Origin of the sequence: Bacillus sp. SIMBA_031, assembly GCF_046535225.1 — a bacterium.
In the GTDB taxonomy this organism is placed as follows: Bacteria; Bacillota; Bacilli; order Bacillales; family Bacillaceae; genus Bacillus; species Bacillus velezensis.
This window is the reverse complement of record NZ_JAWRXC010000006.1, coordinates 94,353-109,886: the sequence shown is the minus strand read 5'-3', so window position 1 is coordinate 109,886 and position 15,534 is coordinate 94,353. Positions and strand designations below refer to the sequence as shown.

Annotated in this window: 10 protein-coding genes; 3 read left to right on the top strand and 7 right to left on the bottom strand. The window is 50.3% G+C overall.

Annotated elements, in window-relative coordinates; all coding sequences use genetic code 11:
* Nucleotides 1-43 precede the first annotated feature (43 nt).
* The 3 genes from essB to SB724_RS15585 form a co-directional block, all read right to left on the bottom strand.
* Nucleotides 44-1,330, bottom strand: coding sequence for a type VII secretion protein EssB (gene essB, locus SB724_RS15595; RefSeq protein WP_285979811.1), 1,287 nt, complete (start codon nucleotides 1,328-1,330; stop codon nucleotides 44-46).
* Nucleotides 1,331-1,344: 14 nt separating this feature from the next.
* Nucleotides 1,345-1,584 carry an ESX secretion system protein YukD gene (gene yukD, locus SB724_RS15590; RefSeq protein ID WP_007408690.1) on the bottom strand — a complete coding sequence of 80 codons (240 nt, stop codon included), beginning with the start codon at nucleotides 1,582-1,584 and terminating at the stop codon, nucleotides 1,345-1,347.
* A 75-nt stretch (nucleotides 1,585-1,659) separates the two neighbouring features.
* Entirely contained in the window at nucleotides 1,660-1,953 is a 294-nt protein-coding gene (locus tag SB724_RS15585; protein ID WP_015418116.1) for a WXG100 family type VII secretion target, read from the bottom strand.
* Between the two features lie 315 nt (nucleotides 1,954-2,268).
* Between SB724_RS15585 and adeR the strand changes: the two genes are divergently transcribed.
* From adeR to SB724_RS15570, 3 genes are all read left to right on the top strand, one after another.
* On the top strand, nucleotides 2,269-3,498 hold the full coding sequence (adeR, locus tag SB724_RS15580; RefSeq protein ID WP_014418775.1) for a sporulation transcriptional activator AdeR: 1,230 nt from the start codon (nucleotides 2,269-2,271) through the stop codon (nucleotides 3,496-3,498).
* 103 nt (nucleotides 3,499-3,601) lie between these two features.
* Nucleotides 3,602-4,732 carry an alanine dehydrogenase gene (ald, locus tag SB724_RS15575; RefSeq protein ID WP_003152011.1) on the top strand — a complete coding sequence of 377 codons (1,131 nt, stop codon included), beginning with the start codon at nucleotides 3,602-3,604 and terminating at the stop codon, nucleotides 4,730-4,732.
* A 117-nt stretch (nucleotides 4,733-4,849) separates the two neighbouring features.
* A complete protein-coding gene (locus tag SB724_RS15570) occupies nucleotides 4,850-5,527 on the top strand; it encodes a YukJ family protein (RefSeq protein ID WP_007613467.1) in 678 nt (225 codons plus the stop codon).
* Nucleotides 5,528-5,571: 44 nt separating this feature from the next.
* Here SB724_RS15570 and SB724_RS15565 read toward each other — a convergent pair whose 3' ends face one another.
* Genes SB724_RS15565 through SB724_RS15550 form a run of 4 tightly spaced genes read right to left on the bottom strand, consistent with a single transcriptional unit; the run spans nucleotide 5,572 to nucleotide 15,518 of the window.
* The gene (locus SB724_RS15565; RefSeq protein ID WP_410571822.1) at nucleotides 5,572-5,787 is read right to left on the bottom strand and encodes an MbtH family protein; all 216 of its coding nucleotides are present in this window, start codon (nucleotides 5,785-5,787) and stop codon (nucleotides 5,572-5,574) included.
* Between the two features lie 18 nt (nucleotides 5,788-5,805).
* Nucleotides 5,806-12,933, bottom strand: a complete 7,128-nt coding sequence (locus SB724_RS15560) for an amino acid adenylation domain-containing protein (protein WP_410571820.1) — start codon at nucleotides 12,931-12,933, stop codon at nucleotides 5,806-5,808.
* A 14-nt stretch (nucleotides 12,934-12,947) separates the two neighbouring features.
* A complete protein-coding gene (locus SB724_RS15555; protein ID WP_038459688.1) occupies nucleotides 12,948-13,874 on the bottom strand; it encodes an isochorismatase in 927 nt (308 codons plus the stop codon).
* Between the two features lie 18 nt (nucleotides 13,875-13,892).
* The gene (locus SB724_RS15550; RefSeq protein WP_349552399.1) at nucleotides 13,893-15,518 is read right to left on the bottom strand and encodes a (2,3-dihydroxybenzoyl)adenylate synthase; all 1,626 of its coding nucleotides are present in this window, start codon (nucleotides 15,516-15,518) and stop codon (nucleotides 13,893-13,895) included.
* Between the last annotated feature and the right edge of the window lie 16 nt (nucleotides 15,519-15,534).

Here is a 15,534-nt window from a genome sequence, read left to right as displayed (position 1 = left end):
CCTGACAGCCTGATCGTTACCTGCGGCCATTTGATGTGTGCTGTTATTTTTTTTCATCTTTTTTCTCATCTTTCTTGTCGTTCTCTTTGTTATCTTTCGCTTTGTCTTGTTTGCTCTCATCCTGTCCGGCGGAAGCTTCGGCGGTGTCACCGTTTTCCTCCGCATCTTTATGCTGCTCCTCCGCCTCTTTTTTCGCCTTCGCAAGCTCGCTTTCCACGGCGTCCAGTTCTTTCTGCTTTTCGTCGTCTTTCATACTGTCATCCGCTAATAATTGCTGTTTATATTTTGTAAGTCCGAGCCAGATGTACGGGTTGTACTCAAGATTGCGGCCGATTTTGATGGCTTCTTCATTTTCCCCTCTGCCGATATCAATCCAATAAAGGAAATGCTTCGGGTCTGATTGCAGCGTGACCAGATTCCCGATGTTTTTCCGCTGCTCTTCCCTCAGATTTTCAACTGCCACATAAGAGGAAGCAAGCTCGTACTGCACAGATTCCGGGAGGCTTTCCGCATCGTATTTAGCGAGTGTGTCAATGACTTTGCTGTACTGCTGATTTAAAAAATAGCGGTTGCTTTCCGTAATTGCCTCTTGCTTTGGCTGGGCGAAAAACAGAACGTATAAGGAGTAAAGAAGTGCCGGCACAAGGAGGACGGCAAGCGCCAGACCGGCGTATCTTTGGATTTTCCATTTCTTTTTCGGCAGTTTTATGTATGTCTTGTCCCTTTCTTCGAGGGAATCAATTGCGGTTTGAATGGTTTCTTCCAGTTCTTCAATCGTCTCCGCCTCTAGCACGCTTTTCACCTCAGGAGAGAAGTGAAGCGTCTCCTTGTACTTCAAATATTCATCGAAGGTGTACGCCCCGTCAGCTGCAAGCGCCGCACAGGCTTTAAGCTCTTTTAACACCCTTTCTCTATCTTCCTCATAAGGCGGAAGGCTCTCCTTTACGCCGTAATGAAGAAAGTAAGGCGTCAGCGCTTTATCAAACACGATATTTTCAGGGGCGGCAATCAGATTGAGACGTTTCAGCTTATGCTGTTTCACGGCTTGGACGAGACGGTAGGCAAATTGCCACCTGCTTTTTTTATCTTTTCCTTTTATATAGCGGAAAGCCTGATAAGAAGAAGGAGGTTTGATTGTGATGGTTACTTCGTCTTCTGAAACTGAGACCTCTTTTTGAAAAAAAGGATCAGCATCTTTAATCACGTTTGCTTCCAGCCCGTCAAGAAGCTTGATTTTTTCCCGCTGGAAGGTGAACGTGAAGCCTGATTCGGTTTCTTCCCGGACGGCGTCTAATTCTGTTTCTAAATAAGATCGGTTATGACCTGTCATTCCACCATGTCCTTTCATAAAATTTCAAGGCGGTCTCCGTTCGTAATGCCGCAGTCAGATAGCTTTTGTTCTCCGGAAAAAACCGCTTCTTTATTGACCACTCTGATCCAATAGCCTTCACGCGGCGGAACGGATACATGCTGAGCCTGCCGGGCAATATCAATGACTTTTTTCACAGAATGGTAATCTGACAATCTGAGATCGAAGACGCTGCCATTATAATGTGTTAAATCTATTGTAATATCGATATACATATTCATATCACCCTTACATAGAAAGAGCGCCGTCTTCTTGATTGAATCAGGCGCTCCGTTTCTTCATTCATCTTATTATCCGCGAATTTGGTTAGCGATATCTTGGTCAGTAGACTCAAGCGTATTTGCCGTTTGATCGAGCTGATGATTCACATCTTGAAGCAATTCAGACATTTTAATAAATGAAGGTTTCAGCTGCTCATATTGATCTGCAAATGCTTCACTTGAAGCACCTTCCCACATGCTTTTCAAATCAGAAATCATGCGGTTCAGGCGGTCAACCTGATTCATGACTTCCTGACTTTCAACGCCATATTGCTTAGCCATCGCTCTTAGCTCTTCGGGTGTGACACGAATTAATCCAGACATATTCCTTATACCCTCCTGTGTCATCAGCCTAAATATGGGCTAATTCACTTATTTTTTGAACGTCATTATTATAAAAACAACCATTCGGCACAGTCAAACAAATCTGTTTTAATTTTACAAAATGAGTCTTATGATATATTGGATTTTTCGGTATATTTACACATTTTGTAAATGAAGTAGTATGATTTTCTTATTATTTTCGTTTTCATCGAATGATCTTATTGTCCTAGTCTATTTACCTGCAAAGATGCCTTTCAGTCTGAAAAGCAAGATGGTAAGATCAAGATATGAAGCTATGAAAAAGTAGGGATACAGATGACCAATCCAAAGGATCCATTTAAGTACAGTTTCGACAGGCTTGAAGATGTTGCCGACCATATCAGTGAAGTTCTTCAATGCCCCATTACAATAGAAGACGTTAATCATAAACTGCTTGCATACAGCACGCACAGCGATTGTACAGATCCGGCCCGGACGTCGACGATTATCGGGCGAAGGGTGCCGGAAAAAGTCATCAACAAACTGTGGAAAGACGGAACCATTCCGGCTCTATTAAAAACGGACCAGCCGATCAAAGTGAAAGAAATTGACGAGGTGGGGCTAAGCAACCGCGTAGCGATTTCCATCTGGAAAAACAGTCAGGTTCTCGGATTTATTTGGGCGCTTGAGATCAAAAAAAAGCTCAATGACGAGGACCTGAAGACACTTCAGCTGGCAGCCAAAGCGGTGCGGAACAAACTTTTGCACCTGCAGATCCGCAAAACGAAAATCGAAGAGCGGGGCCAGGAGTTTTTTTGGAAAATGCTGACCGGCCATATTTATCAGGAAGCCGAGATGGCCGAAGGGTTTCATAAGCTCGGAATGGCGCTGCCGTCCGTGTTCAGCGTCATGATCATCCGTTTACATGATGAGCTGACTGAAAAGACGGAACAGCAGCTGCAATATTTGCAGGAAACGACACAGCAGATTCATGTCATGCTGGCGACTGTCGATTCAAATGAATTAATCTTATTAGCCGCGCCGAAAACCGATCAGCCTTTTAAAGATTTAAAGCACTTCGCCCTTCATATTCAAAAACAGCTGAAGGAACGATATAAAATTGAGGATGCGTCGATTGCGGTCGGCGGTATTTACGAATCGATTTCTTACGTTTACCGCTCCTATCAGGAAGCGCTTTCCGTATTAAAAGCGAAAGAGCGGTTTGTGAGAGAAACCAAACACCTTTTCAGCTTTTCGGAACTCGGCATTTATCAGTACCTGGATGTGTTGGATGAAAAACGCAAGCACAGCGGCTATATGAACTATTCCCTCTCAAAGCTTGAGCAGTATGACAGGGAGCACCAAGCCGATATGGTAAAAACGCTCGAACATTTTATTGATGCCGACAGCAACGTCAACACCGCCGCTAAAGCGCTTAACATCCATGTCAATACATTGAATTACAGGCTGAAAAGAATCAGCCAGATCGCAGAAATCGACTTAAAAAATGTGAATGAAAAGTTTACGATTTACCTTGATATCAAACTTCGCAGCATGGGTTCGTGAAATTTCACAAATCCGTGTTTTTTTATTTTCTGTTTCAAACAAAGAATTTTCGCAAAAATCGCGCTACACTTGAAGCATCACACAAACATTGGGGGAAACAGACATGATTATCGGGGTTCCAAAGGAAATCAAAAACAATGAAAATCGAGTGGCTTTAACACCTGGAGGCGTTTCACAGCTTATCGGAAACGGCCATCGGGTTCTTGTGGAATCCGGAGCGGGACTCGGAAGCGGCTTTACAAATGAAGATTATGTATCAGCAGGGGCGGAAATTCTGGAGGACAGAAAGCAAGTATGGGATGCGGAAATGGTCATGAAGGTAAAAGAACCGCTGGCTGAAGAGTATGCGTATTTCCGTCAAGGTCTGGTCTTATTCACTTACCTTCATTTAGCTGCAGAGCCGGAATTAGCTAAAGCGCTTACAGAAAAAGGCGTGACAGCTATCGCGTACGAAACGGTAACGGACGGACGTTCCCTTCCGCTGCTTACGCCGATGTCCGAAGTGGCCGGCAGAATGGCCGCGCAAATCGGAGCTCAGTTTCTTGAAAAACCAAAGGGCGGAAAAGGAATTTTATTAGCCGGCGTACCGGGTGTATCCCGCGGAAAAGTCACGATCATCGGAGGGGGCGGCGTCGGAACAAATGCCGCGAAAATGGCTGTCGGACTCGGTGCCGATGTGACAATGATCGATTTGAACGCAGACCGCCTGCGTCAGCTTGATGATATTTTCGGGCATCAGATTAAAACATTGATGTCAAACCCTGTAAATATTGCAGATTCCGTCGCGGAAGCGGATCTTCTGATCTGCGCCGTGCTCATCCCGGGAGCCAAAGCGCCGACTCTCGTTACGGAAGAAATGGTTAAACAAATGAAACCGGGTTCCGTCATTGTTGATGTTGCCATCGATCAGGGCGGCATTGTGGAAACCGTTGATCATATTACAACCCACGATAATCCGACTTATGAAAAACACGGCGTCGTTCACTACGCTGTCGCCAATATGCCGGGCGCCGTACCGCGTACGTCTACGCTCGCATTAACGAATGTAACCGTTCCTTACGCGCTTCAAATCGCCAATAAAGGCGCGGCACAAGCCATTGCAGACAGCCCTGCGCTCAAAGCGGGCTTAAATACGGCTAACGGACATGTCACGTATGAAGCGGTAGCCAAAGACTTAGGCTATGACTACGTGCCTGCTGAAAAAGCAATGCAAGGTTCGGCTGCAAAAGCTTAATAGATATGAAGAGGACAGCCTGATCAGCGGGCTGTCCTTTTTTCTTTCTCATAAAAGGAAAAACGCCCCCCTGTCTCGAATATCAATTCATATCCCGAAAGAAAAAGGAGGATTCATATGGCTGTTCAGCACTATGGTGTATTAAAAGGCACTGTGTCAGATATGAAAAGGGAAACAGATGATGATTCTCCGCATTTTCAAGTCGAGGTGCTAGGCGAGCCTGATACGCGCTATCGCTGTGCGATCAATGTCATGTCAAGTTCAAAAGAATCAGAGGTTCTGTATGCGGCACGCGATCATTTTGACGCAAGCGCGATCACCCTGCTGCCCAACATTCCGTATGGATATACCCCAATTGATGAAACCAGCCGTGAGCTGGCGCTGGATTATGTCCGCGGCGGATTGTTTGATCCCCGGAACATGGTGCCCCTCCCGCATGAAGTCACCGGTCCGGATAATGACTTAAATGACTTTATTGAGACGTACATGCAAAAAGCCAAATCAGAAAAAGCCACCGTCTATATTTACGGCTCTAAATTCGGGCCGGAGCCGGGCGCTGATAAGATTTTCGGGTTCAAGCCGACAAACGGCATGCATAATATTCATATGAATCAGGGAAACCCAATTGATACACGCTGGAAGAAGGATAACGGAACGTGGCACGACGGCGGTATTTTAATCCAGTTTGCAGACCAGTGGGCCGCGGTCTTTTTGGCTTTTCTGTCTCAGTCATGGTGCACGAATGAAGAAGGCCACCCTTATACATTTTGTGATCATACACAGCTTAACGGCTGATGTCCGCATAAAAAGCCTGCCGAAATAACGGCAGGCTTTTCTTATTACATTTTAGCGGTTTCGTCCTGTTTCAGGCTTTCCGGCCTCATATCACGCCAGTTTGTTTCAATATATTCGAGACAAATGGGGCGGGTTTCATTCGTGAGGCGGGTTTCCCAGCCGTCCGGCACATCCAGATAGGCCGGCCACAGTGAGTACTGGCCTTCAGCATTGACAAGCACGTGGTATGAGCCGTCTTCCCGTTCAAATGGATTTGTCATATCATCTCTTTCCTTTCTCTACCGGACTGTACGCCGTCCGTTTAATTTCTCTGCCAGAATCGCGCCGATGTCGGCAAGCGGGCCCGGCTGGCACATATCTTTATGGCGGCAGTCTAGGTCATACCGCTCGATTTTCCCCGTAATATACGGTTTCCAAGTATCCGGCTCAATCGGGTCAAACCACTCCGGAATAATCGTGGATCTGAAGAACAGCACATCTCCGTGGAACGGCTTCGGCTTGTATGTTCCTAACAGCCCGACAGAATTAACGTACGTGTCTTTCAGATTCATCATCACTGACTCGTCCAGACTGGCTAATGCGCTTCCCTCACGGCGGAGAATGGTCAGCGCGGTGTCAAAATCAAGCGGCTGATCCCCGAGGCTGTCCGGGTCGTACCCTCCCAGGGCAAGCAGCGCGATGACGGCTTCCTCGTCATCAGGCGCATTTTTTATCGGCAGAAAATGATTCGGATACGCGTCAAGCATCACCAATAGCGAAACCTCTTCACCCCGGCTCTGTAATTGTGTCGCCATGGCCTGAATGACATTCCCTCCAAGAGACCAGCCGAGCAGACGGTACGGTCCTTTCGGCTGCACGGTGCGGATTTTTTCAATATAATCCGCCGCCATGTCATCTAAGCTTTGCGGAAGCGGTTCTTTTTTTCCGATGCCTCTCGCCTGTAAGCCGTATATCGGATAATCAGCCTCTAAAGAAGACATCAGCCCGGCATAACACCAGCTGAGACCGCCGGCCGGATGGACACAGAACAACGGTGTTTCTTCTCCTGCCGTTCTGAGCGGAAGAAGAACATCAAGCGCGCTTGCGCCCGTTCCTGACTCAAGTCTTTCAGCAAGACTTGCCACCGTAGGAGCTTCAAATAGTGTTCCGATACTGAGCTCGGCTCCCATCGCTTCCCGAATACGGCTCATTAAATGAACCGCAAGCAAAGAATGGCCGCCTAAATCAAAAAATCTGTCATCAATACCGACACGCGGCAGATGAAGCACCTCTGCGAACAGCTCACACAGCATTTCTTCCTGCGGCGTTCTCGGTCCCCGGCCGGTGACCTCCGTTTGGAAGTCAGGCGCAGGGAGCGCTTTTCGGTCAAGCTTTCCATTCGGTGTCAGCGGCAGTTCATTCATTTGGACAAAAGCTGACGGAACCATGTAATCCGGCAGGCTTTCTTCGGCAAACCGGCGCATGTCCCCCGTGTCCAAGGTGCTGCCGGCAGATCGGACAAGGTAGGCGGCCAGCCGTTTATCTCCCGGCCGGTCTTCACGGACGACTGCGGCGGCATCCTCGACATCCGGATGTTTGACGAGAACCGCTTCGATTTCTCCCAATTCAATCCGGAAGCCGCGGATTTTAATCTGGTGGTCCGCCCTGCCCATATAATCAAGAGAACCGTCTGTCCGCACACGGGCTAAATCCCCCGTCCGGTACATTCTCGTTCCCGGCGGGCCGTACGGATCAGCCACAAAGCGTTCGGCGGTCAGGCTTTGCCGCCCTAAGTAGCCGCGTGCCACGCCTCCTCCGGCAACATACATTTCGCCAGTGATGCCCGGGGGCACAGGCTCCAGCCGGTCATCAAGCACATATACGTTCAGATCAGGAATGCCGCAGCCGATGAGGCTGTTTGCTCTCAGCTCGGCAATGTTTTTGTCTAATTCAAGGTAACTGACGTGCACCGTCGTTTCCGTAATGCCGTACATATTCACGAGCACCGGCTGATTGTCCGCGTGGCGGCTGTACCAATCCTCAAGCCGGCTCAGCTCAAGCGCCTCGCCGCCGAAGATGATATATCTGAGTGCGAGCTGACGCCCCAGCTCTTTGTGTTCTTTTTCCGCATGCATCAGCTGGTAAAACGCTGACGGCGTTTGGTTAAGCACGGTCACCCGCTCTTTCACGAGAAGATGTAAAAACGCTTCCGGCGATCTGCTGATGTCATGCGGCACGACGACGAGACGCCCGCCGTGAAGCAGCGGCCCCCACATTTCCCAGACAGAGAAATCGAAAGCGTAGGAGTGAAACATCGTCCATACATCATCAGAATGAAAGTGATACCAATGCCGCGTCGACTCAAACAGCCGGATAACATTGCTGTGCGGAATGATGACACCTTTCGGCACACCTGTTGATCCCGACGTGTAAATGACATAGGCCGGGTGAAGCGGTGACAGCGGACGAATACGGTCGGCATTCTCAGGGTTCGTGACGGCATATTGCCGAAGTGTTTCCTTGTTCTGCGGATCATCCAAGATGAAGGCCGGCATGCCGCTTTCGATAGAGAGCTTACTTGCGCCTTCACGGTTGGTGAGCATAAATACAGGCTTGGCATCATGTAACATAAAAGCAATGCGGTCCGCGGGATAATCAGGATCAAGCGGCAAATACGCTGCCCCCGTCTTCAGGACGGCTAACAGCCCGACAATCATATCTAAAGAACGCGGCAGCGCCAGTGCGACAAACTGCTCCGGGCCGACGCCGCGGGCAATCATCATGTGCGCGAGCTGATTGGCTCTTTCATTCAGCTCTTTATAACTGAGTCCGCTCTCTTCAAATACTGCCGCCGTTTTATCCGATTTTGCGGCGGCCTGTATTTCAAACAATTCAGGCAGTGTCTGCCGAGGCTGAATATGCTGTTTTGCCCGTTTAACCGGCAAAAGCTTCCGGCGCTCTTCATCAGAAAGAATGGTTAAGCTTCCGATCGGTTTATCCGGATGTAATACGGCATCTTCGAGCAGAAGAAGCAGGCGTCCGGCAAGTGCTTCAGCCGTTTCTTTTCTGAATAAGTCTGTACTGAACTCCAACAGGCCTTCAATACCGGCAGGCGTGCCGTCATCATGGCGCTGTTCAGCCAATTCCAATGTCAAATCAAATTTGGACGATCCGACACTGCTGATTTGCAGGCTTGTTTCCATATCAGGAAGACTGAGTACAGGGTCAGGCGTATTTTGGAATGCGAGCATCACTTGGAACAGCGGATGTCTTGACCGGGAGCGAACCGGATTCAATTCTTCCACGAGACGTTCAAACGGCACGTCCTGATGTTCATATGCTGCGAGATTCATTTCCCTGACCCTTTCAAGAAGCTCACAAAAGCTCGGATCGCCAGAGGTATCGGTTCTCAGTACGAGTGTATTAATGAACATACCCACAAGGTCTCCTAATGCGTCATCACTGCGGCCGGCTATCGGACTGCCGATCGGAATATCGGTTCCCGCCCCGAGCCGGGTCAGCAGTGCGGAAAGCCCTGATTGAAGCACCATAAACAGGCTTACGCGCTGATTTCTGGCTAGTGAGAGAAGACGGGCATGAAGCTCTTGGCCGATGTTGACCTGAATGACGCCGCCCCTGTAGCTTGATTCAGCGGGACGCGGAAAATCAGACGGCAGCTCCAGCTGATCCGGTACATTTTCAAGCGTTTTCTTCCAGAAATCCAGCTGACGCGCAATTAAGCTCTCAGAATCAGACGCGCTGCCTAAAAGCTGCTGCTGCCAAAGCGCATAATCCGCATATTGAACCGCCAGCGGCGCCCATTCTGCTTTTTCACCTGTTTGCCGGGCGATATAGGCTATGGATAAGTCACGCATGAGCGGATTCAAGGACCAGCCGTCACCTGCGATGTGATGCAGGAGAATCATCAGCGTATACTCGCCGTCACCAAGATCAAACAGCTCAGCCCGGACGGCCGGCTCTTTAGCGAGATCAAACCGATATCGTGCCGCAGCGGCAAGCATGTCTTGGAGCTCGTTTTTGTCCGCACGTGTCACGGTAAACACAGGGCGGGCTTCTTCAGCAGATAAAATGAGCTGATGAGATGATCCCTTATTTTCCGGAAAAACGGTGCGCAGGCTTTCATGACGGCTGACAACATCGTAAAAGGCGTGTTTCAGCGCTGATTGGTCAAGCTTGCCTGACATGCGGACAATCACCGGAATGTTGTAAGTCGGGCTTGGCCCTTCAAGACAGTAGAGAAACCAAAGACGCAGCTGCGCAAATGACAGCGGGATGTGCTCCGGCCGGTCAAATGGCTTGAGCTTAGGCCGCGCGCTCTTTGCGGTGTCAAGCTGTGCGGCGAGCCCGGCAACGGTCGGCGTATCAAACAGACGGCCGATGCCAAGCTCTGCGCCCATCGTCTCCCGGACCCGGCTCATCAGGCGTCCGGCTAAGAGCGAATGTCCGCCCAATTCAAAGAACCCGTCATCAATTCCGACCCGCGCGAGACCGAGAACCTCGGCAAACAAATCGCATAATATTTCTTCCTGCGGTGTCCGCGGCCCTCTGTCAGACAGGACAGCGGAAAAATCAGGTGCAGGCAAAGCGCTGCGATCGAGCTTCTTATTCGGCGTCAGCGGCAATTCTTTCAGCTGTACAAACGCGCCCGGCACCATATAATCCGGCAGGCTTTCGGCCATATATGCACGAAGTCCGCCGATATCAAGGGGCTGATCCGAGACAGCATAAGCCGCCAGCCGCTTATCTCCCGGCTGGTCTTCACGGACAATGACGGCGGCCTGCGAAATACCCGGATATTTCGACAGCACTGACTCAATTTCTCCTAATTCTATCCGGAACCCGCGGATTTTAATTTGGTGATCGGCTCTGCTGATATAATCAAGCGAGCCGTCCTCACGCCAGCGCACGAGATCTCCCGTCCGGTACATCCTCGCGCCCGCGGGGCCGTATGGATCGGCAATGAATCTTTCAGCTGTTAAATCAGGACGGTTATAATAACCTCTGGCAAGCCCCTCGCCCGCGATATAAAGCTCGCCCGCGACTCCCGGCGGGACGGGCTGCAATGCGGCGTCCAGCACGTATACCCGCGTGTTCCAAATCGGCTTTCCGATCGGAGGCGCCCCTGTATGGCCTTTTGCAAGCGGCTGTGCGGCCGACCAGATTGTTGTTTCAGTCGGCCCGTACAGATTCGTCACGGTACAGCCTGATTCAAGCAGAGCATGCATAAGCGCCTTCGGAAGCGCCTCACCTCCGACAAGCACCTGCAGCGCCCGGAGAGAATCCGGTTCATTGGTGACTAATGAATGCCACAATGTCGGCGTTGCCTGCATGATTGAAATACCGTATGAGTGAATCATGTGCGCAAGCGCCCGCGGTTCCTGAATCGTCTCTTTACGTGCGATAACGCACCCCGCCCCGCTGATGAGCGGAAGGAAGAGCTCAAGTCCGGAAATATCAAACGCCGCAGTCGTAACGGCAAGCAGGCGGTCTTGTTCGCCGAGCGGGAACATTTCCCGCATGGATAAGAGGAAATTGCTTACGCTTTTTAATGTGACGACTACGCCTTTCGGTTTGCCCGTTGAACCCGATGTATAGATGATATAAGCGGGGTGCAAAAGCGAACATTCCGCCTGAGCGGGACAGTCAGCATTTTGAGCGGCAACGGTTTTTACCGTATCCGGGTCATCGAGAATGATCCTTTTTGCATCACTGTCTTCCGGCATGCGGCCGGATAATTCCATCGTTGTAATCAGGCATGCAGGCTGTGCATCTTTGAGCATGTATGTGATCCGCTCAGAAGGAAAATCAGGATCAAGCGGCAGGTATGCGGCTCCCGTTTTCAAAACGGCCAGCATGCTCACGGCCAACTCCTGTGACCGCGGAAGCAGCAAAGCGGCAAATTGTTCCGGTCCGAGCCCCTTTTTCTTTAGCATGCCGGCAAGCTGGTTCGCGCGCTTGTTCAATTCGGCATAGCTGAGCTCTTCGTTTTCGGTGATGATTGCCGGCCGGTCCGGTGTTTTTACGGCCTGTTCGTAAAACAGCTCCGGCAGACTTTTCTGCTTCTCGGCCTTGCGCGTGTCATTCCAGCTTTCCAGTACGCAGAGACGTTCACTTTCAAGCAGAAGGTTGAGTGTGCCGATTTTTTGTGTCTGGTCTTTCACAGCGGATTCCAACAGAAGCAGGAAGCGTTTTTGATGGTTTTCAATATCTTCGGCGCTGTACACTTCCGGATTCGCATCAAAGTCCACACGCATTCCGCTTCCGTCCGCTCTGTCGTAAACGTTAATTGACAAATCATCAACGGGCCCTGCTGATAAATTATGGACGGTGCCCGGCGCTCCGGCGAAATCAAGCGCGTAGTCAAACGGCATCACATTGACTTGCGGGCCGAACAGCCTGCGATTTTCTCCGAGCAATTTAAGGTCGCGGCGCATGTCTTCATGGCGGTATTTCTGATGGCGCCGGATGTTTCGGATTTCTTTTGCCACTTGGCTGACGGCCTCATGAAAATTCATATCCGGGCGGAGAGAAAGCCGTAAAGGCAGAAGATTCATGACCATACTCGGAATATTCAGTGAAATCGAGCCGATCCGTCCCATCATCGGTAAACCGAGCACGATATCCCCTGTGTTTGTCATCCGGTGGACATATACCGCTGCTGCGGCCGTAACGGCTTCATGCCAGTTCGGAATCGCTTTTACATGCTGTAAAGCCGTTTCAGAAAGATAAGCCGTGCTTCTCCGAAAACTTGTTGACGTTCGCGGCGCTCTTTCCGCCAAACTGACGACATCAGGTTCATCCGCAAATTTCTCCATCCAAAATTCCCGATCTTTCAGGAATTGATCAGACGCGCGGTATTCTTGTTCTTCTTTTACCAGCTCCTCCAAAGAGCCGAAGGAGCGCCCGTTATCCGGACGTCCTTCCCGTATTGCGGTGTACATTTGCGCCGTACGCCGTGCCAGCAGTGAAAAACCGTAGCCGTCTATCGCAATGTGGTGAATGCGCTGATACCAGAAAAAGCGTTCCGGTCCCGCCTGAAATAAAATGTCGCGGAACAAAGGCCCGGCCGCCATATCAACGGGCTCAGCCAAATCTGTCTGCATGAGTCTGAGTGCGGCCTGCTTCGGATCAGCTTCTGAACTCACATCTATGACATCGATCGCAGCCTCAAATGGAGGATTGATGATCTGCTTCGGCCCGTCTGCTCCCTCTTCGAAGCGGGCGTGTAATGACGCGGCTTCCGTCAGCACGCGTTCGAGAGCGGTTTTAAATATGTTCACATCGATCGCGCCGTTTATCTCAACGTACTCGCCTGTATTGTAAATCGGATTATCAGGATCAAGCTGCTGCGCAAACCAGATACCGGCTTGTGCGCCTGTCAGAGGCAGCTGTTGTGTATCATGCATTCTATTCTCTCCCTTTATAAATAATCTGCGTTCGGCAAGACTTTTTGAGATCGGGAAGAAAGAAGTCTCCACCACTCTTCCAGCGTCGGGTTCTCCGCCAGTTCCACAAACGTCACTTCAGCTCCGTCACGGCGCCATTGTTCGACAAGGCTCATGATTCTGACGGAGTCAAGACCTCTGTCCAGCAGGTCTTCATGATCCGGAATATCAGACGGTGATTCTTGAAGAATCGCCGCAATTTGTTCCCGCACCCGGTCTTTTGTCAATACGGCGGAAACCTTCTCTTCTCCTTCAGAAACCGGCGCGCCGCCCAGCAGCTCCAGCACTTCGTTTGTCAAAGCTGTGTAAGCGCAGCGCTGAGACGCATATTCGATGGCCATCTTATGTTTTTCTGAAGAAAAATCAGCAACGGCATCTCCGATAAAGAAGCTTTGGATATCATCCATAAATGCTTCACATGCTGTGACGAGGCAGCCGATGTGTGCATAAATTCCCGTAATCATGAGCTGGTCTCTGCCGCTTTCACGCATGATCTCAAGGAGATTCGTCCGTTTAAACGCGCTGTATCTCCACTTTGTGAGGACAATGTCCTGATCATCCGGGGCAAGCTCCGGAATGACCTTTTCTTCATAAGGCCCGCTTTTTAGCCCCGGCCCCCAAAAATCCGTCAGCAACGCACGGTCCGCCGGGTCTTGGCTGCCCGGCTGCGCGGTATACACCACCGGAATGCCGAGTGCTTTGCATTGCTCTTTTATTTTTTTGATATTCTGAGACACCTCTGTGATCGGAGCGACACCTTTCGCAAAAGCATCGACGAAATAATTCTGCATGTCATGGATCAGAAGCACCGCGCGTTTCGGATTCAGCGTCCACGATACTTTATTTTCAGGCATATCTGACGCTGTCGGCAGCGCATATGCGGGAATAGACGGTATAGCCAATGTAAACACTTCCTTTTTTTAAGATTGTTTGATTTCAGCCGGCTTTACTTTTTGGGCGATCGTTTCGCGAAGATCCTTTTTACTGACCTTGCCGACGCCGGTTTTCGGAAAAGAAGCGATAAATTCAATCCGGTCGGGGATTTTATATGCCGCCAGTCCGCGCTCACGCAAAAATGCTTTCAGCTCTCCCGGTTTCGGTGCTTCTCCTTTCGGGATGACGAACACACAGGATCGCTCCCCGAGAAAATCATCCGGCATTGAAACCATGGCGGCATCATGAACGGCAGGATGCGCAAGAAGGTGATTTTCCACCTCCTCAGCGGCTATTTTTTCACCGCCCCGATTGATTTGATCTTTCGCACGTCCTTCGACGATGATATAGCCGTCCGCCGTCAGTTTGACGATATCGCCGGTCTGATAAAATCCGTCGGCTGTGAATGATCTTTCATTATGTTCTGGCGCTTTATAATATCCGCGAATCGTGTAAGGGCCGCGTGTAAACAAATGTCCTGCTTCACCGGGGGCTACATCCCGCCCGTCATCGTCTAAAACCCTCACCTCATCAAAAGGGGACATCGGTCTGCCTTGCGTATTGACAATGATCTCTTCAGGATCATCCAGTCTCGTATAATTCACCAATCCTTCCGCCATTCCGAAAACCTGCTGAAGGGTGCATCCGAAAGCGCTCTTTACGCGGCGGGCTGCCTCAGCGCTGAATTTGGCGCCTCCCACCTGCAGCACTTGAAGGCTTGATAAATCATCACTTCGCGAACCGGATGCGTCCATCCACACCATCGCAAGCGGCGGGACGAGCGCTGTAATCGTGACACGTTCTTTTTCAATTAACGGGAAGCAGTCATCCGGACTCGGCGTCGGTGACAGAACAACCCGGCCTCCGGCATATAAAGTTCCCAGCACACCCGGCGAGCTGAGCGGATAATTATGCGCTGTCGGCAGAGCGGCCAAATAAACGCTGTGATGATCCAAGCCGCATATTTCCGCACTGATGCGCAAACTGTATATGTAATCGTCGTGTGTTCGCGGAATCAGCTTGGACAGCCCCGTACTGCCTCCTGAAAGCTGTAAAAAGGCGACTTCCGCCGGGCTTACATCTTCCAGCTGAACAGGCTCTCTATGCAGGCTGCTCAGTTCCTGAAACTCTTCAGCTTCGCCGGCCACAATGACATGCGCCAAATCCGGAAGTTTGTCTTTCACCTGTCTGGCAAGCGCCCTATAATCAAAACCTGAATGCATATCAGGAATGATGTATGCTTTCGCCTCTGCAAACTCGCAGAAATACGTAATCTCACTGCTTCTATGAGAAGGCAGCGCGAAAACGGGCAGTGCTCCGAGGCGGAACAGCGCGAAAATCACTTCAAAAAACTCAGCGATATTCGGCAGCTGAACGACAACGCGGTCTTCCTTTTGAATTCCGAGCTCATGCAGCCCCGCCGCTAAACGATCGGCCCTTTCATCTAATTCTTTGTAGGTCCAATGTACATCTTTACACGTCACGGCAGTTTGATTTCCGTATAAAGCCGCGCGCTCTTTCAGCATTCCTCCGAACGTCTCACCCTTCCAGCAGCCGTCTTTTCGGTATTTGTCAGCCCATTCTTCCGGCCATGGCGTAAATCCAGTCAGCACGATCCGTTCCCTCCTT

What these genes read in the sequence shown, in the direction of transcription:
- essB (WP_285979811.1), bottom strand. Translation starts at nt 1,330, where the DNA reads ATGACAGGTCATAACCGATCTTATTTAGAAACAGAATTAGACGCCGTC.
- SB724_RS15570 (WP_007613467.1), top strand. Translation starts at nt 4,850, where the DNA reads ATGGCTGTTCAGCACTATGGTGTATTAAAAGGCACTGTGTCAGATATG.
- SB724_RS15585 (WP_015418116.1), bottom strand. Translation starts at nt 1,953, where the DNA reads ATGTCTGGATTAATTCGTGTCACACCCGAAGAGCTAAGAGCGATGGCT.
- adeR (WP_014418775.1), top strand. Translation starts at nt 2,269, where the DNA reads ATGACCAATCCAAAGGATCCATTTAAGTACAGTTTCGACAGGCTTGAA.
- ald (WP_003152011.1), top strand. Translation starts at nt 3,602, where the DNA reads ATGATTATCGGGGTTCCAAAGGAAATCAAAAACAATGAAAATCGAGTG.
- SB724_RS15560 (WP_410571820.1), bottom strand. Translation starts at nt 12,933, where the DNA reads ATGCATGATACACAACAGCTGCCTCTGACAGGCGCACAAGCCGGTATC.
- SB724_RS15565 (WP_410571822.1), bottom strand. Translation starts at nt 5,787, where the DNA reads ATGACAAATCCATTTGAACGGGAAGACGGCTCATACCACGTGCTTGTC.
- yukD (WP_007408690.1), bottom strand. Translation starts at nt 1,584, where the DNA reads ATGTATATCGATATTACAATAGATTTAACACATTATAATGGCAGCGTC.